The 21611-nt window shown below is 64.4% G+C and carries 26 protein-coding genes; 11 read left to right on the top strand and 15 right to left on the bottom strand.

Going from position 1 to position 21611, the window contains the following annotated elements; translation table 11 throughout:
* Positions 1-19: 19 nt before the first annotated feature.
* The 6 genes from KV110_RS22145 to KV110_RS22120 all read right to left on the bottom strand — a co-directional run bounded on the left by KV110_RS22145 (position 20) and on the right by KV110_RS22120 (position 6691).
* Positions 20-1231 carry an aminotransferase class I/II-fold pyridoxal phosphate-dependent enzyme gene (locus tag KV110_RS22145; RefSeq protein WP_218469192.1) on the bottom strand — a complete coding sequence of 404 codons (1212 nt, stop codon included), beginning with the start codon at positions 1229-1231 and terminating at the stop codon, positions 20-22.
* A gap of 158 nt (positions 1232-1389) precedes the next feature.
* Positions 1390-2301, bottom strand: coding sequence for a hypothetical protein (locus tag KV110_RS22140; protein WP_218469191.1), 912 nt, complete (start codon positions 2299-2301; stop codon positions 1390-1392).
* A gap of 58 nt (positions 2302-2359) precedes the next feature.
* Positions 2360-3208, bottom strand: a complete 849-nt coding sequence (locus tag KV110_RS22135) for an HpcH/HpaI aldolase/citrate lyase family protein (protein ID WP_218469190.1) — start codon at positions 3206-3208, stop codon at positions 2360-2362.
* Positions 3205-3765: a MaoC family dehydratase gene (locus tag KV110_RS22130; RefSeq protein ID WP_218469189.1), complete on the bottom strand. Its 561-nt coding sequence runs from the start codon at positions 3763-3765 to the stop codon at positions 3205-3207. The genes KV110_RS22135 and KV110_RS22130 overlap by 4 nt, the downstream gene beginning before the upstream one ends.
* Before the next feature lie 628 nt (positions 3766-4393).
* The gene (locus KV110_RS22125; RefSeq protein ID WP_218469188.1) at positions 4394-4705 is read right to left on the bottom strand and encodes a hypothetical protein; all 312 of its coding nucleotides are present in this window, start codon (positions 4703-4705) and stop codon (positions 4394-4396) included.
* A 426-nt stretch (positions 4706-5131) separates the two neighbouring features.
* The gene (locus KV110_RS22120) at positions 5132-6691 is read right to left on the bottom strand and encodes a sugar porter family MFS transporter (protein WP_218469187.1); all 1560 of its coding nucleotides are present in this window, start codon (positions 6689-6691) and stop codon (positions 5132-5134) included.
* A 212-nt stretch (positions 6692-6903) separates the two neighbouring features.
* Between KV110_RS22120 and msrB the strand changes: the two genes are divergently transcribed.
* Together msrB and msrA are read left to right on the top strand one after the other, a co-directional pair.
* Positions 6904-7359 (top strand): peptide-methionine (R)-S-oxide reductase MsrB, encoded by a 456-nt coding sequence (msrB, locus tag KV110_RS22115; protein WP_218469186.1) that lies wholly within the window; start codon positions 6904-6906, stop codon positions 7357-7359.
* Positions 7356-7868 (top strand): peptide-methionine (S)-S-oxide reductase MsrA, encoded by a 513-nt coding sequence (gene msrA / locus KV110_RS22110; RefSeq protein WP_218469185.1) that lies wholly within the window; start codon positions 7356-7358, stop codon positions 7866-7868. The genes msrB and msrA overlap by 4 nt, the downstream gene beginning before the upstream one ends.
* A gap of 44 nt (positions 7869-7912) precedes the next feature.
* Here the strand turns inward: msrA and KV110_RS22105 are convergent, their stop codons facing one another.
* The 5 genes from KV110_RS22105 to speD form a co-directional block, all read right to left on the bottom strand.
* Complete coding sequence (locus KV110_RS22105) at positions 7913-8218, bottom strand: hypothetical protein (RefSeq protein WP_218469184.1); 306 nt, start codon at positions 8216-8218, stop codon at positions 7913-7915.
* Positions 8219-8354: 136 nt separating this feature from the next.
* A complete protein-coding gene (locus tag KV110_RS22100; RefSeq protein WP_218469183.1) occupies positions 8355-9032 on the bottom strand; it encodes a hypothetical protein in 678 nt (225 codons plus the stop codon).
* 12 nt (positions 9033-9044) lie between these two features.
* Complete coding sequence (locus KV110_RS22095) at positions 9045-9773, bottom strand: class I SAM-dependent methyltransferase (RefSeq protein ID WP_218469182.1); 729 nt, start codon at positions 9771-9773, stop codon at positions 9045-9047.
* Positions 9770-10894, bottom strand: a complete 1125-nt coding sequence (locus tag KV110_RS22090) for an NAD(P)-dependent oxidoreductase (protein ID WP_218469181.1) — start codon at positions 10892-10894, stop codon at positions 9770-9772. The genes KV110_RS22095 and KV110_RS22090 overlap by 4 nt, the downstream gene beginning before the upstream one ends.
* A complete protein-coding gene (gene speD / locus KV110_RS22085) occupies positions 10891-11310 on the bottom strand; it encodes an adenosylmethionine decarboxylase (RefSeq protein ID WP_218469180.1) in 420 nt (139 codons plus the stop codon). The genes KV110_RS22090 and speD overlap by 4 nt, the downstream gene beginning before the upstream one ends.
* A gap of 576 nt (positions 11311-11886) precedes the next feature.
* On the opposite strand from speD, the gene KV110_RS22080 reads away from it, so the two are divergent.
* The 4 genes from KV110_RS22080 to KV110_RS22065 all read left to right on the top strand — a co-directional run bounded on the left by KV110_RS22080 (position 11887) and on the right by KV110_RS22065 (position 15618).
* Entirely contained in the window at positions 11887-13179 is a 1293-nt protein-coding gene (locus KV110_RS22080) for an MFS transporter (protein ID WP_218469179.1), read from the top strand.
* The gene (locus tag KV110_RS22075; RefSeq protein ID WP_218469178.1) at positions 13176-13814 is read left to right on the top strand and encodes a CGNR zinc finger domain-containing protein; all 639 of its coding nucleotides are present in this window, start codon (positions 13176-13178) and stop codon (positions 13812-13814) included. The genes KV110_RS22080 and KV110_RS22075 overlap by 4 nt, the downstream gene beginning before the upstream one ends.
* Positions 13815-13871: 57 nt before the next feature.
* On the top strand, positions 13872-15359 hold the full coding sequence (gene asnB / locus KV110_RS22070; protein WP_218469177.1) for an asparagine synthase B: 1488 nt from the start codon (positions 13872-13874) through the stop codon (positions 15357-15359).
* A 103-nt stretch (positions 15360-15462) separates the two neighbouring features.
* Positions 15463-15618, top strand: a complete 156-nt coding sequence (locus tag KV110_RS22065; protein ID WP_218469176.1) for a hypothetical protein — start codon at positions 15463-15465, stop codon at positions 15616-15618.
* A 23-nt stretch (positions 15619-15641) separates the two neighbouring features.
* On the opposite strand, the gene KV110_RS22060 is transcribed toward KV110_RS22065, so the two are convergent.
* From KV110_RS22060 to KV110_RS22045, 4 genes are all read right to left on the bottom strand, one after another.
* Positions 15642-16472 (bottom strand): endo alpha-1,4 polygalactosaminidase, encoded by an 831-nt coding sequence (locus KV110_RS22060; protein WP_218469175.1) that lies wholly within the window; start codon positions 16470-16472, stop codon positions 15642-15644.
* A 188-nt stretch (positions 16473-16660) separates the two neighbouring features.
* Entirely contained in the window at positions 16661-17278 is a 618-nt protein-coding gene (locus KV110_RS22055) for a DUF4360 domain-containing protein (RefSeq protein ID WP_246633909.1), read from the bottom strand.
* Positions 17279-17428: 150 nt separating this feature from the next.
* Entirely contained in the window at positions 17429-17929 is a 501-nt protein-coding gene (locus KV110_RS22050; RefSeq protein ID WP_218469173.1) for a DUF1203 domain-containing protein, read from the bottom strand.
* Positions 17930-18005: 76 nt separating this feature from the next.
* Entirely contained in the window at positions 18006-18548 is a 543-nt protein-coding gene (locus KV110_RS22045) for a YaeQ family protein (protein WP_218469172.1), read from the bottom strand.
* Between the two features lie 267 nt (positions 18549-18815).
* Between KV110_RS22045 and KV110_RS22040 the strand changes: the two genes are divergently transcribed.
* The 5 genes from KV110_RS22040 to KV110_RS22020 are packed head-to-tail and all read left to right on the top strand — an operon-like array spanning position 18816 to position 21594.
* Positions 18816-19634: a hypothetical protein gene (locus tag KV110_RS22040; protein ID WP_218469171.1), complete on the top strand. Its 819-nt coding sequence runs from the start codon at positions 18816-18818 to the stop codon at positions 19632-19634.
* Positions 19635-19666: 32 nt separating this feature from the next.
* Positions 19667-19816 carry a hypothetical protein gene (locus KV110_RS22035; protein WP_218469170.1) on the top strand — a complete coding sequence of 50 codons (150 nt, stop codon included), beginning with the start codon at positions 19667-19669 and terminating at the stop codon, positions 19814-19816.
* A 49-nt stretch (positions 19817-19865) separates the two neighbouring features.
* Positions 19866-20999: a hypothetical protein gene (locus KV110_RS22030; protein ID WP_218469169.1), complete on the top strand. Its 1134-nt coding sequence runs from the start codon at positions 19866-19868 to the stop codon at positions 20997-20999.
* A gap of 31 nt (positions 21000-21030) precedes the next feature.
* Positions 21031-21420 carry a hypothetical protein gene (locus tag KV110_RS22025; protein ID WP_218469168.1) on the top strand — a complete coding sequence of 130 codons (390 nt, stop codon included), beginning with the start codon at positions 21031-21033 and terminating at the stop codon, positions 21418-21420.
* A gap of 3 nt (positions 21421-21423) precedes the next feature.
* Positions 21424-21594 carry a hypothetical protein gene (locus KV110_RS22020; RefSeq protein ID WP_218469167.1) on the top strand — a complete coding sequence of 57 codons (171 nt, stop codon included), beginning with the start codon at positions 21424-21426 and terminating at the stop codon, positions 21592-21594.
* The last annotated feature ends 17 nt before the right edge of the window (positions 21595-21611 follow it).

Here is a 21611-nt window from a genome sequence, read left to right as displayed (position 1 = left end):
GCGGGAGAATTTGCCGCAGTCATGCGAACTCGTCCAATACGTCCTCGAGGACAGTGACGAAGTCGTCCGTCATCGTGCTGGTCATGTCGCCGCGCAGCATCATTCGGACGCCGGCCTGCCCGCGCGCCACGATCGGGAAGAACATTGCCGAGCAGTAGTAGCCGCGCCGGTACAGCTCGGTGGACAGCCGCACTGCCCGGTCGTTGTCGCCCACGGTGACGAACTTGATGTGCGATCCGACGCCGCGGACGGCGCGGTCCTTCATCCGACGATCGAAGATGTCGATGTTCTCCGCCAGCTGACGTTGGCGCGCAACGAGTTCGGGGGTGCGATGGACGGCGATGCTGCCTCGGGTAGTCCCGACGGCGGCGGTGCGCAGCCCCTGGGACCAGCCCATCGGACCGGTCCGGTACAGGAAGTCGAACTTTCCGGATGACCCGATCATCGCGATGCCGCCGGTGCTGCCGAAGGCCTTGGCGATCGAGGCGACGATCATTGTCCGGTCGTCGAGTTCATCGAACACTGACCGGGCGTAACCGGCACCGTTCGGGCCTTCGGTCGACAATCCGTGCGAATCGTCCAGGTAGACGTACATTCCGTACCGCTCCTGCAGGGACTTGATGCCCGTCAAGTCGGCACGACCACCGGTGGAATAGACGCCCTCGCAGACATAGGCCACGCGGGGATACTTCTTGCACACGTCCTCGAGGAACGCCATGTCGTTGTGCGGACACGTCAGGACCAGCGCTTCATCCGCCACGATCGGCTTGACGAAGTTCATCGAGAAATGCGCGAACCTGTCGAACACGACAACCAGCGGATCGGTGTCGGTCAGGTGCCCCGACCCCAGCAGAGGCAAGACGGCGGCACTGAGCACCCCGCAGGAGATCGACGGCAACACCCGCGCGCCGAACAGCTCGGAAAGCTCCTCCTCCAGCTGATGCATCACATCCAATCGAATTCGGCACTCCGCCATGGCAAGTCCGGTGATGTTCTGCTCCCGCAGCGCCGCGATGCCGGCCTCGATGACCGTCGGGTGACTGTTCAGCCCCAGGTAGGAACACGACGCGAGGTTGACGAACTCGTGCCCGGTCCGGGCATCGCGCAGTCGGTTCTGGCCGTTGCTGGCGTCGACGCGGATATCGAGCATCCCGTTGTCGGCGACGACCTGCCATGCCGTCTCGCTCGCCGGGACCATCCGCTGGTTGTTCCGGAACCGGTGCGGTCCCATGATTTCTTCTTCGGCTCCCGTGTCGGGCACCCTGTCTCTGACGTGCATCTGTTCCCCTCGTGTCGCGCAGCAGAGCCCCTGCGGCGCCGGGTGGGCAAACAGCTCCACACTTACGGCGCCGCAGGGCTTTCGGCTGACTACGACGGTCGCCCGGTCGGTTACCTGGTTCCGGGGAGCGCGGCGTCCACACCCACGTGGTAGCGATCGTGGTCGGGGGTGTGCTCGTCGGGCACGGTCACCTTCACCTGTGGCATATCGAGGCGGTAGTGGCTGTACCAGTTGCGCAGATTCTGGTCGTCGGCGAACTGCAACTCGATGTGACGCAGTGGGCGCTTGCCGGGCTTGGCCGGGTCGGCGAGCCGCGGCGTGGAACCCGCGTGCGCCAGTCCGCCGGAGACCTCGTTGTTGAGTACGACCATGATCATGTCGTCGATCAGGTCGGCGTCCACGGTGGCCGCGTGTTCGGCGAGGATCTCGTCGGCGTACTCCTGCTTGACCGCGACGTTGTAGCTGTGCGGCATCAGCTCGACCAGGTCGGCCGGATCGAGGCCCTTCCTGCGGCAGTATTCCCGGGTGTCGCAGATGATCGGCAGGCCGCCGGTGATGTTCGTGTTCGGGCCGTAGACATTGCCGATGAACGTGGTAGCGGAGTCGAAGTGGACGCACTTGGTGCTCAGGAATTCCCGCGACTCGGTGTGTTCGGAGTTCACCGTGAAGGCGACGTTTTTGTTGAACCCGTCCAAGTCGACGCCCGATACCTTCTCGTAGTTCATCACGAGCGGGCTGTGCGCCGAGAGGTCGACCGCCGCCACGAACGCGCTGAAGATCGCTTGGAAGTAGTCGCGCATGGCCGTGGCGTCGGCTTCACGGTGTACGTCCATGCCGTGCTTGCCGAGCAGCGCGCTCGCGCCACAGCACACGCCGAGGCCTTCGCCGTCCGCGACCCGCGATACCAGCTGCTTCGTCAATTCTGTTGGCACCGGGCCGAATCGGCCGTCGGTCAGTGCCACGTCGTAGTCGGAGACGTCGACCATCGCCTGCTTGACAATGTCGGTAATCGAGGTGCTCATGATTTCCTCTCAGTTTCCGGTTCGCCCTTGTCGGGTGAGGTTGTCGTGGTTCGGTCGGTCAGCGGATCGGGCGGGCGTTCCCGTCGTAGAGCGCGAGCATGCGCCGGGCCTTCAGGACGAAAGGCGGGGCGAGTACCCGGTCCTTGGTGACGGCGAAGCCCGCGTCGTCGGCTTCGTAGTCCTTGATCGTCTGGCGGTAGCGATCCAGTTGTTCCGGGTCGACGGCGAACGTCTCGACGATCGGTTCGACCTGTCTGGGATGTATGGCCGCCTTGCCGGTGAAACCGCATTGCTTCGCGGCCTCACACTGGGCTCGAATGACGTCGGTGTCCCAGAGTTCGAAGGAGTTCCCGTCGATGGCGGGCAGACCGTAACGGGACGCGGCGATGCACAATCTGGCCCGCGCGTGGGACAGGTAGGACTCGTCCGGTGCCCACATCTCGGCGACCAGGTCGGAGGGCCCGAAAATGAGCCCGTTGCTCGCCGCCGCGATGTCGAAGACGTTCTCGACCGCGTCCAATGTTTCGATGATGCTGCAGATTTCGGGCGGGTCGACCAGTCCGGACAGCAGTGAGCGGTAGATGGCTACGTCGCGGCCGGTGATGATTTTCGGCACCAGGATCGTTTGGATGGGTAGTCCGCCGACCTCCCCGTCGAGCGCCAGGATGGTCTGGATGTCGAGCAGCCCGTCGGGTGTTTCGATGCTGTTGATGCGCAACGTGACGCCGGACAGCCCGGTCCCGGACAAGTCGACGTCGGCGAGCCGCGCGCGGGCGGTGGGTTTCGCGTGTTTCGGGACCGAGTCCTCGAGGTCGAGTACCAGCGCGATCGAGTGCCGCGGAACGTTTTTGAGCAAAGTGTCGACGCGGGATGCAGGCACGAAGAACAGGCACGGGTCGACGTTCATGATCGAGCCTTCCCACCGGACAGTGCGTCTACTTCCTCGGCGGGGTGGCCTGCCGGGTGTCGCATGGACGCGAGCAGGCTGCGGTCGAATTCGATGACCTGGACGCCGTTTTGGTTGCGGCCGGTGGTGTGGACGGTGACGATGCCTTCGCCCGGCCGGGAGGCCGACGGTCGTTTGTCGACGATCCTGGTCTCGGCGTACAGCGTGTCTCCGACGAATACGGGGGCGTTGAGCCGGACCTTGTCCCAGCCGAGGTTTGCGACGGCCTGCTGGCTGATGGTTTTGACCGTCATGCCGTTGACGATCCCGAAGGTCACCAGGCTGGATACCAGCAGTTGGTTGAACTCGGTTTCGGCGGCGTAGACCGCGTCGATGTGGAGCGGGTGCTGGTTGAGGCAGAGCAGCGAGCTCCAGATGTTGTCCGTGGTGGTGATCGTCCGGCCGGGACGGTGTTCGAAGACGTGGCCGACGACGTAGTCCTCGTAGCGCAAGCCCGGGTCTTCGCGAAACCGTCCTGGCTCGACTTCGATGTATGCCAACAGCGTCGGATCGTTCATTGGGCTCCCTCCCTCGGCCCGGTCAGGTGCGCGGGCCCGCTGGTTCGCTGTCCGGGCCGGGTGGGCACAGCGCGGCGCTGGCGCTCCGGGCCGGGAGACAGGCATGCGGAGATTCGATGATGAGCACGTTCCCCGGCAGCGACCGCAGGGGTCGTCGAGGGCGCGTCGTGCTTGTAACCCGATATCGGGATGTTTATTACTGACGCACGAATTACGTGATCGTGCGAATAGCTGAATTAGCGGGCTGCACCTATATCGGAATAACTATAGCGAGCGCACGTCTCATTGTTGCGCATAGCTGAACCCCCGATGCAAAAATAGTCACGTCAGGTGTCTAGAAATGCAGATATCGCAACCTAGGTTGAAGTCCCCATGTGTGCCAATCCTCGAAGTGCTTTTGAGTTGCATTACCTTCGCCGGCTATCGCAAACCCTACCACCGGGCACGTCACGGCAGCAATGGACTTAGTCATGGGATGAGCCCATATTTTTGGGGGCTGGCGCGAATATCGGCCCGAGTGGTCGGTTTCATTCTGTGAAAATGTCAGACCGGAGAATAAGCTCGAACAGTCGTTTTGCAGCAGGAGATACCGACCGGCTTTTCTTATTTGTCGAAGCCGGCGCTTGGGTCACCGCGTACTGACGGCGCACTGCAATCGGGCCGCCATTCGCTTGGCCAACAAGATCACCACGTGTTCCCGCAGCATGCCGAGCCTGCCTGCGCAGTCGTCCGCGAGCGCTAGGGCCACGCCGTCGTGCGCGCTACCGGGTTCGCTGAGCAGTTCGTCGAGTTCCATTCCGGCCCTTGCTTGTTCGAGCGTGAGGAGCCGGTCGGGCAGCCAGCTCAGCCGCCACGCCACTCGTCCGCGCGAGATTGTGCGAGATGCACATTCCGGCGTGGTATCGCTGGTGATCGACAACTCGGTGAAATAAAGCGCCATTTCAACCTCTTCTGGATGTACTGGCAATATTCGTGCCCCGTGCGGCTTTGTTCTTACGGGGCCGCTGTGTGCGTCCAGTTGGTGCCGTATCCACGCTTGTCGAATGCGTCAGCTCGAAGTGTGGGTCCCGTAGGAAGGTGGCCTGACTCGTTGTCACCAACGTAGAACTTGCCGAGGCGAACTACGAGTAGTGTGGCGCATTCTAAAATCGAGTTGAGGTCCGATTAACAGCGATAGCGGTCGATCACGGGCGGATCACGTGCTGGTCACGGTCTATCACGTCGACGTGCGGGTACTCGAAATGTGTTGTGCGGGAAGCTTGATCTCGGCACCCGCGCGGTGCCGCGACGCGTGGTAGGGGATGGGCCCGTCCTGGAGCGGTGCCAGGCGCGCGTCCCCCGGCGGTCGGCGGGGGGCGGTGTGTGGTCAAACAGATCGGGCTGTGGAGGAGACCTCGACTCGGCTGCCGATATTGCCCCGTAAGGGCAGAAATGTCCCCTCGCGCAGGGACTGTTCGATGTCCTCGAGCGAATGTCCCTTGGTTTCGGGAACGAGGAAATACACGAAGACGAACGACAACAGGTTGAACATCGCGTACATGACGAACGCGGGGCCGAGCCCGAGGCTGTCGATAGTGGTGAGCGCGGTCAGCGTGAGCACCAGATTCGAACCCCAGAGTGCGACCGCGTGCAGGCTGGTCGCGCGGTCGCGAATGCTCAGCGGATAGAGCTCGGAGCCGAGCAGCCAGCCCACCGCTTGTAGCCCCGCCGCGTTGCATGCCATGTAAGCGAGCATCAGGGCAAGGGTGAGATAGCGGTTGGGGTGGTCGGTGAGCACGAAGAGCAGGCCGAAGCCGAACAGAAAGATCGTCGCGCCCGGAATGAGCATGAGCATCAACCGGCGGCGCCCGACCACATCGACCAGCCGCTCGCCCACCGCGGTGAAGATCAGATAGACCGCGGCGATGCCGAGGCCCGACCAGACGACCATGCTGGTGCCGAAGCCCGCGGCAGTGCCGAGGATGGTGTGCGAGTAATAGATCATCATCTCCAGCCCGGACAGCTGGGTGAACGCCGCGATGCCGAGGCCGGCCACCAGTGCGGGCCGGGCCCACCGCTGGGTCAGGTTGGCCCAGCCGCCACGGGACTCCTTGTGCTCCTGCTGCGAGATCGCCCAGATCTTCAGCGTTTCGTCGACGGCGGCCGACCTGTTCGGGCGCATCCACCGCAGCACCACCCTGGCCTTGCCGACCGTCCCGTTGTCGATGAGCCAGCGTGGTGTCTCCGGCAGCCGTTGCATTGCCGCGGCCAGTACCAGCGCCGGGACCACGGCGATACCGATCATCCACCGCCAGTCGCCGCTCGCCTCGAAGGTGCCGTCCGCGCCGCCGGAGGCCGCGAGCAGACTGACCAGGTTGGCCAGGAAGATGCCCACACCGATCGCCAGATTGAAGAAGGTCACCATCGCGCCCCTGCGGTGCGGTGGCGCGAGCTCCGCGATATAGGTCGGCACGATCTGTGAACAGCCGCCGACCGCGAGACCGAGGAACAGCCGGCAGACCACCATCATCCAGGCGTTCACCGCCAGCGAGCAGGCCACGACGCCGACGGCGAAGACGCAGGCGATGATCAAGATGACTTTCCGGCGGCCGAGCGCCTTCGACAGCGATCCACCCACCAGCGCGCCGACCACCGCACCGGCCAGGATCGCGGCGGTCACGATCTCCTGCTGCGCGTGGCCGATGCCCCATTGCGCCGACATCTTGGGCAGCGCACCGGAGATGATCCCGGTGTCGTAGCCGTAGAGCATGCCGCCCAACGCGGCGAACAAGGCCACGATCAACACATTGCGGTTGGCGCTCTGCGTTTCATCCGGCGTCGGCTTCTCCGACGCCGCGATAACCATCTCGTAGCCGTCGAGGTTGCGACGACGCAGCCGCGGCAGGAAACCCCTGCGTCTGCTTATCGTCGAACTTTCGCTGGCCATGCGCCCCAGTCGATCAGCGATCGAACAAGCTACGCAAACGGAGGATAGGTAATTGTGAATAGACTTACGTTCGGGTTTAGTTCGCTGACCCTACTGCAGGGGCCGCCGGGCGGACTGTGTGGTCGGAGTCACCGCGAATCGTGCTGCCCGGCTGGATGGGACTTTCCGGGCAGGTGCGTGGGTTGTACGTGGGGCCGATATGAGGAGGTCATGTGGCACAGGAATACAACCGGAATCCCGCGGCCGTCGCCGCCCTGTCGCCGGAGCAGTACCAGGTCACGCAGAAGAACGGGACCGAGCGGGCGTTCACGGGCGAGTACTGGGACAATCACGAGCCGGGTATCTACGTCGATGTGGTGTCCGGTGAGCCGTTGTTCGCCTCGGTCGACAAGTTCGACAGTGGGTCGGGATGGCCGAGCTTCACCAAGCCGATCGATGCCGGAAATGTGGTCGAGAAGCGGGACTTCAGTCATTTGATGATCCGCACCGAGGCGCGGTCGGCGCACGGGGACAGCCATCTCGGACATGTGTTCACCGACGGGCCACGGGAGGCGGGCGGCCTGCGCTACTGCATCAATTCGGCGGCGCTGCGGTTCATCCACCTCGATGACCTCGAGGCACAAGGATATGGGCAGTACCGGACTTTGTTCACGAAGGAGGACGCGTGACCGACACGCGGAAGGCCATTCTGGCGGGCGGATGTTTCTGGGGCATGGAGGATTTGATCCGTAAACAGCCCGGCGTGCTGTCGACCCGGGTCGGCTACATCGGCGGCCGCAATGACCATCCCACCTATCGCAATCACCCGGGCCATGCGGAGGCCGTGGAGATCATCTACGACCCGGCGCGAACGGACTACCGGGCGCTGCTGGAGTTCTTCTTCCAGATCCACGATCCGACCACGAAGGACCGCCAGGGCAACGACATCGGTACCAGCTACCGATCGGAGATCTTCTATCTCGATGACGAGCAGCGGCGCGTCGCACTGGACACCATCGCCGATGTCGACGCCTCCGGCCTGTGGCCGGGCAAGGTGGTCACCGAGGTGACCCCGGCGCCCGAGTTCTGGGAGGCCGAGCCCGAGCACCAGGACTATCTAGAGCGCTACCCCGACGGCTACACCTGCCACTTCCCCCGGCCCGGTTGGAAGCTGCCGAAGCGGCAGACCACCGCGTAATAGGTCAGCGCGTGCCTCTGGCGGGTGTCCGCCAGGGGTCGTGGCTAGGTCCGCGCCTCCATCGATTGCCGCGCGGAGTCGAAACCGGCAGGCTCGACAGCCCACCCGACGATCAGCGCCGCAAGAACAGCCACGGGTACGGCCGCGATTTTCCAGCTCCACCGCTGCTCTCGCCCGACAACGTACAGCGTCTTGATCGCCCATACCGCGAGCGAACCAGTTAGCAGCATCGCGCCGATTACCAGGGTCAGCAGCTGGTCGGGGCCGGTGAGGTCCCCGACGAAGGGGATGCGGTCGAAGTGGACGCAGAGAAACAGCGCAATCCCGATGAGCGCACAGGTGAACACCACGAGCCCAGGCGGACTAGCCGTACGTTCCCCCTGGGCCGAGTTCTGGTCGCGCCTCTTCGACGTCTCGATCAGTTCCTCCCTCGAAGCAGTGGCCCGACAAGATTTTCGCCGAATCCTGGACTACCACCGTGACACACTAGTAGCTGCCGCTCGGGGACGGGCCGCCTCGGCTGTCGCGTTTGCCGCGATACATCCAGACGAACGGATAAGCCGGATCGGTGCTCGCTATCCGTTCGACATGGTCCAGGCGAATGCCGTTGTCCGCGAAGCTGTCCAGGTACAGCTGCTCGTCGAGCTGGATTCGTTCCGGCTTGTCTGCTGCCACCCAGTTCGCTCCCGCTACCCAGCCGTCCGCGGCGAGGAGCGACGCGGAACCTGTTACGGCGGCGCGGAATCGATCCCGCGCTTCGCAGAGCCCGAGCAGGCCGAACTGGGTGACCAACTCGGCGGTGTCCGGGATGGCGGGCTGATCGGTCAGGCAGTCCGCCACGGTGGTCGTCCGCAGCGTCGCGCGTATGTCGTCCCAGCTTCGCCCGGAACCGGCCAGCGCTATCGCGGTGGCGTAGGAACCAGTGGGTTCTGTTGTTTCGGAATGCTTTTCGAGCAGCCGGAGCCGCTCCCCGTCGGAGTCGACGGCGTGCAGGGCACCTGCGCGGATGGCGCAGGCCCACAGCAGCGATTCGGAGCCGCACCCCAGATCTATCCAGGTGGCTACCGGAGGGAGTCCCGCGAGCAGCCGCAGGATGTTCTCGGTGCCCATTCCGTACAAGAAGGGTTGCGAGTAGTAGGTATCCCAGTATTCCAGTGCGTCCATTGGTCTTCCGGTCTATCGCTGGAGTATTACTTCGGTCATGCCGTCACGAATGCCGATGTCGGCCAGGCGGTGTCCCTCGACCTCGGTGAATCGGACGATCTCGGCACAGTCGATGACGACGAGCTCGATGGTGGATGCCGGAAGCTCGGTGCCGTTGTGCGTGCGCGCGAACGTGACGATGATGCGATCGCCACGGCGGCGCTGCCATCTGCTGCGGGTTACCGTGCCGCCGTTACCGTCCGGGCGTTCCCACTCGGGTATCCAACGGTCGTGCGGCGCCTGCGGGTCGTAGCACGCGGTGGGGTCGATGCGCCCGTCCGCATGGCGGAGGACAGCCTGCACCAGCAGATGTCCCTCGGTGGTGGTGAATCGGAGCAGGGATCTGAGCACACCGGCCATTCCGAGCTGTGCGGCAAGGTAATTGAGCGCCGCGTTGGGGCACACCACGACATCGAAGTGTCCAGGTGATCGATCACGGCCGATGAGCACGGGGCTCGTGCGGACGGGGAGTCCGAGTGCCGCGCACCGTCGTTCCGCTTCTGCCAGCATCGCGGGTTCGGCGTCGAGCAGCCAGCAGTCCGCGTGGTGCGCCCGGTACAGCGGCAGGAAATGACCAGTGCCGCAGGGCATCTCGGCGACGCTGACGCCGGGGTGCAGGAGTTCGGGCAGGCTGCTCGGCACCGGCGTCGCGGCGATCTCGATCGCATACAGCGCCGCGCGATCGGCGTAGGAGGTGGTCATCTGACGAGCCCGCTCTCCAGATATCCCATGTGCTCCTCGAGCACCGGATGCCGGACCCGCCCGGCCTCGGTGATGAGCGCCGATTCGATCGCCGGATCCGGCCCGCCGTGCAGCACCGCGCGAGCGAGCCGGAGCAGGTAGGGTGCCGCGTTCGTGGTGTAGGCGAAGGTGGCCGTCAGGGGCACGACCGACGGGAGCACGTCGACCTTGACATGGCCGACGCCGTGGACGATGCGAGCCGGATCGCCGGGGCGCTGGACCGGCCCAGCGGTGGGCAGGTAGCCGTCGCCGTAGCCCGCGGTCGCATCGACGATCACCGCCCCCGGCTTCATCGTCCGCACGTGCTGCTCGGCGATCATGGCGGGCGTGCTGTAGGTCGAGATCAGAATGGCGCCGATGACGGCGTCGGCCTCCCGGATCTCCCGCGCGAGCGTGGCCGCGTCGTTGACCTCCGCACGGATTGTGCCGCCGGTTCTCGCCTGGAAACGCCGCAGGCTCGCCGCCGAGTGGCAGAGGACGACGACGTCGCAGCCCAGGCTGACGGCCGTTTCGGCGGCGGAGGTGCCGACGTTGCCGGAGCCGATGACCAGGACGCGCGGCACGGGGCAGCCCGGCACGTCGGCCAGCAGGACGCCGCGTCCGCCTTCGGAGGTCTGTAGGTAGTGCGCGGCGTAGAGCACCGACTGGATGCCCGCGATGCGGCCGCCCGCCCGCATCATCGGAAATTGATTGTCTTCGTGCAGGAATTCATAGCTGTAGGCGCGGACTCCGGACTCCAGCAGAGCGGAGGTGATGTCGGGGCGTCCCTCGGCGTGGAATACCGCCGCGACTGTCTGGTCGGTGCGCAACATCCGGATCTCCGCCGGCTCGAAGGCCTTGTACTTCATCAGCAGCGGGCACGACCAGACTGTTGCCGCGTCGGCGAAAGATACTCGGTGCGTGGCATATTCGTCATCGGATATGCCGAATCGGGCGCCGATACCCGGCTCGGTGAGCACGGTGAAACCGGCCCCCGTCAGTTGGTCGGCGAGGGCCGGGGTAAGCAGGATCGGGCGGTTATTGTCGGTGCGGTCGATGGGAAAGCCGATGGGCGTGCCCGAGCGGCGCTGGTGTGGGTTCACGACAATGCCCCCTGCACGTCGATCACCGGGCAGGACACGCCTCGTTTCTGCTCGGCGATTTGTAGCCTGCCGGGCGAGAAGGTTTCGTTCAGCACCGGGATCGCCAGATAGGGGTCGCAGCTGCCGCAGGTGAAGATGTCCCAGGCGGCGTAGCCGCGTTCCGGCCAGGCGTGCATGGATATATGTGATTCGGCCAAAAGTGCTACAGCCGTTAGCCCTTGGGGTTCGAAGCGGTGGAGGAACACATCGAGCACGGTGGCACCGCACGCGGTGGCGGCCCGGCGGAGTGTTCGGCTGACGAGGGTCGCGTCGTTGAGCAAGGTGGCATCCCACATGTCAACGGTGATGTGAACGCCCGCGTATTCGATGCCTTGGGCATTGGCTCGGAAAGCCGTTGGTAAATCTTGAATGGTCATGAGAAACCTTCCCCGTGGTAGCTGCACGACCGCTCGACGGCTCGTCGCGCGCCAGTACGCGCGCCGACAACTGATCGAACGAGCCTGCATGGACAGGCCTGGCGAATAGGTTGAGACAGGGCTTTGGTCTAAACCCTCCGGCAATTGCCGTGCGCCCCATGGATGAAATCCAGTCCGGCCCCCGCCGGAACCGGCCCGCTGCGCGACCGTCATTCCAGCTGTGGCCGACGTTACGTGCCCAAGGTAACGACTGTCAACCATCTATTGGCTGATTGGCGGCATTTGGAAATCGGTGTTTTGGCGTGTGCGCCTTGGGTATTCGCAGACACCGATGCCGGTACGGTCCACTGCTGTGTCGACATGCGTTGTGGCACTTCACGGGTGTTGAGAAGTGTTGGCTGACAACGTATCTAGTACTTGACAGAAGCCGCCTTTTGGTGCGATAGCGCATCTTCTGGTGGATTCGATGATGGTGGTCCTTGGTTGCGGTGCGCACACAACCGGTGTTATATGGAAAGCGACCTACCAACAAAGCGCAGATAGCCGGTAAACGGTCAATGCGTTGTAGGGAGAGAGATGGCGAATAGCGACAGCGCTCGCGGTGGCGGGCCGGTGGCCGCGCCCGCCTGCGACACCGCAGCGTCCGACACCGCAGCGTCCGACGAGGTGCGGGCCCGCTGGTCCGGAGCGTTCCGAGTCGGTGTGCCCGGCTTGCTGACCCTCGCGATCGTCTACGGGTACGGCCGTTATGGTTACGGGCTCTTCTTGCCGCAATTGCAACGCGAATTCGGCGGCAGCGCAGGTGTTCTCGGCGCCATATCGAGCGTGGGCTACGTCGCCGAACTCGTCGTCCTGGTCGTCGTCGCGCGACTGTCCGGCCGCTGCAGCCCCCGCGTTCCGGTGGTGATCGGCGGATTGAGTGCGGCCGTCGGAATGGCCATGATGGCCGCGGCGCAGAGCACCGCGGTGCTCGCGATCGGTGTGGCGCTCGCCGGTACGGCGCCGGGCTGGGTCTGGGCCCCGTATTCGGACGCCGTCGCGGCGTCGACCCGGCCCGACGCTCGCGGGCACGCGCTCTCGATGATCAGCACGGGCACGACGTTCGGGGTGATGGTCGCCGGCCCCGCCGTCCTGCTCGTCACCGGCTCGGGCTGGCGAACCATCTGGTTCGGGACCGCCTGCCTTGCATTGCTCGTCACGGCATGGAACTTTCTCGTCCTGCCCAAGGCGGCCCATACCGGCCGGTCGGGCCGCAATCCGCCGAGGCTGCGCTGGTATGCGTTGCTGCAGACCGCACGGCACCGTCGGCTGGTCGCCGCGGCGTTCTCCGTCGGCCTCGTCGGTGCGGTCTACTGGTCGTACGCGGGAATCCTGGTGGCAGGTGGTGACCACGAAAGCAGCTCCGCACCGCTGTTCTGGAGTTTGATCGGTGTTGCGGGGGTGATCGGTACCGCCACCGGTGCGCTCGTCGGCAAGTGGGGCATGCCAACGGTTTTCGTCGTCGCGCAGCTCTGCACCTTGTTGTCCTGCGGGATCCTCGCGATGGGCAGTCCGTCGTCGGTCATGTTCGTCGTGGCAGCCGCACTCTATGGCACGGGTTTCATGGTGTCCGGCACCGTGGTGTCGCTGTGGAGTTCCCGGGTGTTCCCGGACCGGCCGACCGAGGGATTCAGCTGGGTCATCATCGCGTTGACGGTCGGCGCCGCGGCGGGGCCCGCGGTGTTCGGAATCCTCGTCGACGCGTTCGACATCGAGATCGTATTCGCCGTACTGTCGATAGTGGTGGCCGCGACATTCTTGGTGCGGCCCCGCCGAATGGATGTCGACCTCGGACGCGGCCCACCCGATCCGCCGGGGCGATATCAGTGAACGAATTTGGCAGGAGTATTCCAGTGGACTTGGAAAGGGTGGGGGGAGAATTATGTTTGGACTTCGCGAATACCGTAGGACCTAGGTATTCGCGGCCGGACAAGGAATCGGAAGAGTACCTGGAGAACTTCGGCGACTTCCTGCGCTGGTGCGCCGCGTCGGGCATTATCGATCAACGCAGTGTCGCCGCTCTGGAACACGGAGCGACCACGGCGTCAGCCGGACCCGTGACCTATTCCTACTGCATCGGCGTTCGCGAAGCGATCTATCGCACCTTCTCGGCCATCGCCGCGTCGCGCGAGCCGCATCCGGGCGATGTCTCGGCCGTCCTGGCGAGCCATACCGCCTTGCTGGGTGACGCTGTGCTGCGTGTCGATGCCGACCGGGCGGCGCTGACCTGGCCGGGAATCAGTCCAGCGGCGACGCTCGGACCGATCGTGCTGTCCGCGGTAGATCTGTTGCGGGGCGGATCATTCGAGCGTATCCGGCAATGCCCGGGGCACGACGGTTCCTGCGGCTGGCTCTTCTACGATACGTCCAAGAACAACTCACGACGATGGTGCAGCATGTCCATGTGCGGCACCCACAATAAGTCTCATCGGCAGAGTGCGCGGAAACGCGCCGCCAAGAATTAGCCGTCATCCCTTTGGTGCGGATTTCGGGACCACGCGGTTGGATGGAGTTGATGCCGCATGTGCGGAATAGTAGCGATTCACGGTGATCCGGACAGTGCCATGGGTAGGCGGATGCTGGCCCGCTTGGCGCATCGCGGTCCCGACGGAACGGGGGAACTACGGTGCGGGAACAGCTGGCTCGGCCATCAGCGGCTGGCCATCGTCGACGTTCGGCACGGCGGGCAACCGCTTGTCGGGCGGGGTTACGGACTGATCGTGAACGGCGAGATATACAACCATCTTTCGCTACGGGACGGTTTTACCTCGGCCTTCGCCACCGGCTCGGACAGCGAAGTGGTTCTGCATCTCTACGCCGAGTCCGGAACCACCCGCTTCCAAGATCTGGAAGGCATGTTCGCCTTCGCCATCGCGGGGCCGGGTGATGCGTTCTGCGCGGCCCGCGATCGCGTCGGCATCAAACCGCTGTACTGGGCTACCACGACCGACGCCGTGATCTTCGCGTCCGAACTGAAGGCTTTCGACGCCGAGGTTCGCGCTCTGGTCCGTCCATTCCCGCCAGGGCACTATTGGACGCCCGAAGAGGGTCTGGTGCGCTATGCGGCGATACCGGCGGCCGCGCCTTCGGATGTTGCCGAGGAGGGTTACTACATTCAGCGGATAGCGGATGTGCTCACCCGCTCGACCGAGAAGCAAATGATGGGAGACGTTCCCGTCGGTGTACTTCTTTCCGGTGGCCTCGACTCGAGTATCGTTGCCGCGATCGCCGCCCGCTGGTGTAGCGCGCGTGGCACCAGGCTGCCGACGTTCGCGGTCGGTCTCGAAGGTTCGCCGGATCTGGCAGCGGCCAGAACGGTCGCCGAATATCTGGACACCGACCATCACGAGAGCTCGTTCACCGCCGCCGACGTCATCGCGGCGGTACCGAAGGTGATCACCGCCGTCGAGCAGTACGACCCGGCATTGATCCACAGCTCGGTGGCCAATTTTCTCCTCGCCGAATACGTGGCGCGCCACGTCAAAGTCGTGTTGACCGGCGAAGGCGCCGACGAGTTGTTCGCCGGCTACCGCTATATGCGGGCGATGAGCACACCGGACGAACTCCACGAGGAGTTGGTCCGGTCGGTCACCACGCTGCACAGCCTCAACCTCCAACGCTGTGACCGCACCACGATGGCGCACGGACTCGAGGCGCGGGTCCCGTTCCTGGAGACCGAAATGATCGAACTCGGTTTGTCGATACCGGCCGCCATGAAACTGACCAGCGACGGCCAGACGGAGAAGCGACTGCTGCGCCGGGCTTTCGCTCACTGGTTACCGCCGTCGATAGCGTGGCGCAAAAAGGAGCAGTTCGGTGACGGTTCCGGCGTATCGGCCATTCTGCGCCGGGCGTCGCCCACCTTGATCGACGACCGCGAATTCGCCGCCCGCGATCTCGAAGCGCCGCCCATGCGCAACAAGGAGGAGTACGCGTACTACAAACTCTGGGCGGAGCAGTTCGGCGGCGTGAATTCTACTGCCACATTGGACTTCTCCATGACCACGTGACGGGTCGACAGTGTCGTGTGGGTCGTCTCGTGTCCTGCGGGCACCGCGGGATTGAGACGGTCCGGGGTGGGTAAGTCGAGGCGACCGAAGAAAGGGGTTTGCCGTGTCACGTGCGAAAGATACCGACGACGAAAACGCCGACGAGTCGAAGGAGCCCGCCCCGGGCCCGACGGATCAGGGCCGCGAGGGCGGGATGGCGACGAGGGAGCTCGCCCCGGAGCTGACCACGCCCGACGATACCCAGGAACCGCCGGACTGATCAGGTACCGGTAGTTCGCCGGTTCAGCAGGTCTTTCGGACATAGTTGGGGTCGCCGGGGACGGTGACGTCGGTGTCCCGGCGCACGATGCTCATCCGGTCCTTGAAGTCCGCGCACGCCTTGGCCAGGCCCGCGTCGGTGTATTCGATATCCACCACGTGGTCGTCGAACGCCCGCGCGTAGATGCCGCATTCTTCGGTGTCGCCGCATTCCTCGGCCACGGCGAAATCGAGCTGAGCTTCGACTCGGCGGTCGGCCAGCTCCGCGGCGTTCTTCTGGCCGATGGCCAAGCCGCGGGCATGCGCGTGCGCGGCGAGCGCGGTGATGAAGGTGACCGCGTGATCGGCCGTCAGCAGGTCTTGCGATCGGGTGTAGCTGTCGTAGTTGTCCGGCTCGACGGCGTTGAATCCCTTGCCCGCGCAGCCGTCGACCCACTGGTTGATCTTGACCGCGATCCGGTCGCGTTTGGCCTGGGTGCGGATATCGAGCAGGGCTTCGTTCCACACCTCGTCCATGACGACTTCACCGTTCGCGTCGCGCAGCAACAGATCCGGCGGCCAGTCGCCCTGGGCATCCGGCTGAACCTGAAAGGCGTTGACGTAGCAGATGTTGTACATGCCCCGAGCTGGAGCAGCGGTATGGTCGCGGCTGACGATCCCGACGCCCGGTGGCGGGTCGTAGGGTTCGGTGATCTGGTAGTCGAACCCGGCGTGGGCGGGTGGCAGGGTTACCCCCGGTAGCGGCGCGGCGCTTGCGGAATCTGCTTGCTGCACAACGAAACCGGTGGCGGCGATGAGCGCGGCCATGGCGGCTGTCCAGCGGCGGGGGATACGGGCGGTGGAAGTGGGGATCACAAACGCTCTCTTCGCTCCGGATAACGGCGCGGGCCCGAAGCGATCCACTGCTCCGAGACCTCGCCCTGCTGGGGTCGGACGATACCTGCCCGCGCCGGTGGGTGAAACCCCTTCGGGCGCAGGCAGATACAACTGGCTCCGACCCGGCGGTCGGTTACCGGGTCGGCAGTGCCGTCATCGTCGGGTGCTCAGCACTTCTTCCACGCGAAGTGATAAGTGGTCGAGATGTTTCCGTCAACGGAGTCCATCGTGATGAAGCTGGTGGTCTTCTTCGGGTCCGATGTGCCGGCATCTACCCGCAATTGGGTATTGATGTTGAAGTTTCGGAATTCACCGCACGGCTTGTACACGATCGCGCCGACCTCGGTTTTGTCCGTCGCTTGCCAGTCGTCATTCAACGGGCCCTTGTACGTGTGGTCGACGAATTCGGTCGGTGACATGCCCTGGAAGTAGTACCTGGCCCTTTCCAAGGCGGTGGCGCCGGCTTGCAAATGCGCGAATCCACGGTAATCCGCCTGCGCTATCCCGTAGGTGAAGCCCTGCGGGACGTGAACTTTCAGATTGAGCTGACAGTTCTTGCGGAAGTCGGTTGGCTCCGCCCCCACGCCTACCTGCGCGGTGTACTCGCTGTAGGTCACCGTGAAGGCCGTGTTGTCCTGTGAGACCGCGACAGCCGCGGTGCCCTGTGGGCAGCCGGAACCATTGACCGTCACGACATCGATAACAATCTTGTCGGGCGGAACGGGTCCGTTCCAGTCGGGTGCCGGCGCCCCGGCCGCCGGTGCGCCCGACAGGGGGATGGCCAAGGCGAATATGGCAGCGCCGAGGGCGGCGATATTCTTGTACATGAGAATTCCTTACAATGCTCCGGTGGCGGAAATACCTCACTGTAAATCCCCGAAGCTTCGCCGAACCTCCCCAGTGAAGTGGGGACGATTCGCAAACCATACGGCTTCTTAAGCGCGCAGAATTTCCAACATGTAACAACCGAATATGACATTGCGGGCATGCAAGAAAGCAATATCCGTATCGGATAAAAGTTCCCTGGCTGCCGCGTCATAGTCGTCGCCCGGCGTCACGCGTACCCCATCGGCGATCGACCCGTCGGCCCGATAAGCCCGCAACACCTGTGGCCGGACTCGTGCCCAATCCGTGGGATAGCGTCCCTGATCGACATACCCGTCGCACGGATCTTCATGCACGAACACCGGCCCGACCTCGTCATACGCCCCCGCATCGACCGTCACAGCGGCCCGCACCGGCGCATACGAGATCAACACGATCCCTTCACCGGCCAGAGAGTCACGCAGACAGCAACGCAGCGGTGCCCCACCTTCGCGATCCACGCGCCGCACCCACGGATGGCCATGATCGTCGTACCCCTGACTCCGGAGCCGCCGCATCGTTCCCAGCGGAATGGCCTGTATCCGCAAGCCCCCCAAAGCATTAGATGTCATACCGTCATCCTGCCGTCGCGCAACAGCCCAGCTCCGGCGAGAATCGGACGTGGCATTCCGAATGAAGGACGCAGGATTATCCGAGTGAGTGCTCTTCGACGGAGGTGCTCAGGCTGGTGCCGTTGAGATCCAGGTACAGCAGGCGCTCGGTGATCGACAGCGTGGCGGTATTGCGACGTTCGATGGCGGCGACGGCGGAATCGACGAAGTCGCGGTCGAAGCTGTAGAGCGGAATGGCTTCGGCGCGGTGGATCCGCTTGCCTGCGAGTTGGGCCAGCACCTTGGCCGGATCTCGGTGGGTATAGATGGCGGCCCGTCCGGCCAGCTTGCTGCCGCGGTGCAGGCGTTCCGCGTCGGGGGCGCCGACTTCGATCCAGGCGGTCAGGCGGCCGGTGCGATCGCGTACCAGCACCGCGGGCTCGTCGGTGGACGAGACGCCGCCGTCGCTGAAGGCGATGCCTTCCTCGTACTCGAGGCAGTAGGCCAGCAGCCGGGTGAGCATGAACTCGTCGGTTTCGGACGGGTGGCGCGCGATCCGCAACTCCAGGTCCTGGTAGACGTCCCGGTCGACGTCGGCAAGTTGGACGGCGAAGTTGTGCATCGTTGCGCTCAGGGCCATAAGAGCAGAAGCCTAAAGGAGCCCCGCACCCGTGTGACCGGGGCGTGCCCCGAGATGCGGTGGCCCCGCGCTTGGGTGACATCACGGGGGCGGGTCTCGGTTCGCTGAACGGATCGCTCAGTTCGTTGGCCGAAACAAATGCTTACCTCCCGTGCCCGCTGAACGCACGATGGCTCTCGTCGAATCGACACCGATTGGTCTCAGCGCCGACGCGTGCACGAGCGGCGATTGTTTCGGCGATGCCCTCGTGAAATGGGAGGTGTACACATGGGCGTTCAGATCGACAGTATTCTGCTTCGTCTCGCGGACGCGGCGGGTGTGCACGATATTGTCTTTCCACCGGGCGATACCGGACGTACCAGGATCCGGACGTTGCTTTCCGCGGTCTACCAACTGCCTTTCGCGGCGATTCACGACGTGACGGCGGTGGACGTGGTCGCCGTCGACTGCGCGCAGCCGTTGTTTCCGATCGTCCGCAGGACCGGCAATTGGACGCAGACCATGCCGGCGCATATCCGGACAGACGTCGACATCTCCGGCAATGACGGCGCCGCACCGCGCTGGATCGATGTCGCCGCCGAACTGTCCGCGACGGTCGTGCTCGAGATCGATCCCGGCGAACTGGAATCGTTGCGCACCGAGGAGATCGGCGACTTCGCCACGCTGGACGAATTCCGGGCGAAGTTCCGCTACCTCGATCTGGACGCGTTCATGCGGGAGCACCGGCTGACGACGGTCGAGGACCTGCGCCGGGCGTTCCGCTACCTGCGCACCGAGGTGAAGCTGAAGCCGGTACCCGCATTCGACCCCGCCGACCCGGCGAACACCAGACGGCTGGCGTTCCGGGTCGGAATCCTGATCCGCGACAACATCGATCTCACCGGCGCACTACGCGATGTGCGTGAGTTGTCGGCCGCGCACGGTCCTGTCGTCGGGGAGCGCACCGACCGGGATTTCGCCGAAGTCACCTCGGCCATCGCGCCGCTGGTGGTCTTTCCGGAGACGGCAGTGCCGAGCAGCGGATTCACCAAAGAGCAGATCATCGCATTCTTCGGCCGCCAGCGCATCCTCACTGTTTTCGGCTGAGCGGTCGGCGGGGCAAACACAAAGGAGTAAGCATGGCACAGAAGCAAACTCGCGCGGAGGCGGCGGAAAAGGAAGAAACCGAACAGCCACCCGCGGCTCCCGAAGATTCCCGAGTAACTATGTCGCGCGCGGAAATCGAAGCGTTCCGGGCGAAACTCCAGGCCCTCTACCACGAACCGTGACGCGGCCGCGCCACCTATTCAATTCGCCCCCATTCAGGAGGAGATCCGTATGCCACTCCATTACGTCCGGGTGTACCCCGTACTCGACAATTTCTCGCCCGTCGTCCGGCCGACCGGGAACATGGTCGTGATCGGTGACGCGACAGCGGGCGCGCCGAATGTCGCGGTCGAGGTGAGCACCCTCGCCGAGGCGACCGAAAAGTTCAGCGCGCCCAACGGCCCGCCGTCCGCTCTCACGAAGTCGCTCATCACCGCCATGACGCAGAGCCCGAGCCCGAGCAGGCTCTGGGGCATCAAGCAGGGCACGGCCATCGCACCAGCTCTCACCGCCGCCGAGGCGCTGGACGTCCAGTTCGTGGTGATGGCGCAGACGCCGCTGACCACCGACACGGCCAAGCCGGGCGGCGCCATCGCCGCGCTGCGCGAACACGTCAACGCGGTGTCCCGTACCGGTGACGGGAAGGAGCGGATGGGCGTCGCGATGCTGACGAAGGGCGTCGCCGAAACCACCTTGGTCGCAGGAACTTTGGTCGACGACCGGATGGTCTATGTGGCACATCAGAGCGACGAGGACGCGGCGAGCGCGGTGGCGGGCACCATCGCCGGATATCCGCCACACACCTCGATGGTGCTCAAACAGGTTGCCATCAACAATGTTCCGTTCACCAATGCCCAGATCGACACGATCAACGGTGCCGAGGACGAGGGCAGCCCCGAGGCGCCACCACCGGTGCCCGCAGCGATCGCCGGTAAGGGTGTCGTGTGGCTGACCTCTCCGGCCCTCATCCCGGGCAAGGGCACCTACCTCGGTGAGGGCTACACCGGCAACCCGAGCAAGAAGAAGTACATCGATGTGCAGCGCACGATCGACGACGTCACCTTCCGGCTCAAGGCCCGGCTGATCGGTGCGATCGGCAACCTGCGGATCAGCCGCTCCGGGTTGCGGGCACTGATCGTCACGATGGAAGCCGTGCTCAACCCGCTGGTCGCGGGCGGAGTGCTGGAGAGCTACCGGCTCACCATTCCGATCCTCAACCTGCTCGACGCGGATCCGGCGACCCTCACCGACACCCAGGTGCAGGCGATCCACGACGCCTACACCAGCCGGGTCGCCCAGGTGCTCGCCAGTGTCGAGTACGCGGGAGCGATGCACCGCATCCACATCAACCTGAAGTTCAACTAGCGGCCGATCCCACGAATCCGAGGACAGAGCAATGGCCAACTGGAATACCCGACTCGAAGTTCGACTGGGCAGCACGGTGATCAGCCCGATCTCCCAGTTCACCCCTACCTTCAACGTGCCACACACGGTGGTGCACAGCGTCGAAGCCGACAACCTCGGCTATGTCCGCCAACCACAGACCTTCACCTTCACCATGACGGTGCAGGCGTTCGCCGCCGTCGTCGCCGAGTTGACCCAACTTGCCGTGACCGGCAAGGAATTCGAGATCGCCGTCGCCGAAAAGACCGGCACCGACTGGTCTTTCAAGGCGCTCAAGTTCGGCAGGTGCATCATCACCTCCGCCAACCCGAGCAATGTCGTGATCGACGGCGTGCCGCAGGCGACGTTCACCTGCATGTGCCTGCAGCCGGGAATCGAGTAGGCGATGCACCCGGATCCGTCCTGGCCCGCCGAAGCCGCGGACCAGCAAAGCGAACCCGCCTACCACTTCCCGGTGGAAGTGGAGGTGGTCGGCGAGTTGCGCGAAGAGCAGCTGCGCCAGGTCGCCGAGTACGTCTTCGACCAGCTGCACACCACGCTGCGCGGGCGCGGCTGAGCCGAATCCGTGGTCCA

Origin of the sequence: Nocardia iowensis (genome assembly GCF_019222765.1) — a bacterium.
Taxonomy (GTDB): domain Bacteria; phylum Actinomycetota; class Actinomycetes; order Mycobacteriales; family Mycobacteriaceae; genus Nocardia; species Nocardia iowensis.
Note: the sequence above shows the minus strand (reverse complement) of the source record. Positions and strands in the feature narration are given on the sequence as shown.